The sequence below is a fragment of the Streptomyces mutomycini genome, from assembly GCF_001700505.1.
Classification (GTDB): Bacteria; Actinomycetota; Actinomycetes; order Streptomycetales; family Streptomycetaceae; genus Streptomyces; species Streptomyces mutomycini.
Map to the genome: position 1 here is coordinate 1 of NZ_MAPV01000410.1, position 749 is coordinate 749.

At 67.2% G+C, this 749-nt stretch carries 1 protein-coding gene; it reads left to right on the plus strand.

The genetic code is table 11. The features are described from left to right. Positions 1 to 741: alkaline phosphatase family protein (locus tag BFF76_RS30785; RefSeq protein WP_478078261.1), on the plus strand; the 741-nt coding region annotated here is incomplete at its 5' end. Between the last annotated feature and the right edge of the window lie 8 nt (positions 742 to 749).

A 749-nucleotide genomic window follows, 5' to 3' on the forward strand; every position in this document is an offset into this window, starting at 1 on the left:
ATCAAGAACCAGGAGCGCTACCGCACCGTCACCACCAGCGACCGGCTCACCCTCACCGACGCTTTCCGGCGCACCGACGCCTGGCGGACGGTCGGCATCATGCCGGGCGTCACCCGGTCCTGGCCCGAGGGGAAGTTCTACGGGCTCGACAACATCTACGACTCACGTCAACTCGGCTACCAGGGGCCGAAGTTCAGCTGGGCCCCGGTGCCCGACCAGTACAGCATGGCGGCCTTCGAACGGCTGGAGAACGGCAAGAAGGACCGCAAGCCGCTGATGTCGGAGATCATCCTCGTCTCCAGCCACAACCCGTGGGCGCCCATTCCCGAGATACTCGACTGGGACGAGATCGGCGACGGCTCCGTCTACGACTCGATCCAGCGGTCCGGGAAGGATCCCAAGGAAGTGTGGAAGGACCGGGAGAACATCCGTACGGAGTACCGGCGTTCCATCGAGTACTCGGTGAACAGCCTCGTCTCCTGGGTGGAGGAGTACGGCGACAAGGACACCGTCCTCGTCTTCCTCGGCGACCACCAGCCCAACGCCACGGTCACCGGATCCGGCGCGGGCCGCGACGTACCGATCTCGATCGTCGCCCACGACCCGGACGTCATGGACCGGATCGCGGACTGGCACTGGCAGGACGGCCTCACGCCAGGACCGGACGCGCCGGTCTGGCGGATGGACCGGTTCCGCGACCGCTTCCTCACGGCGTACGGCCCGACCGGCGGCGCCCGTTAGGCGACCGG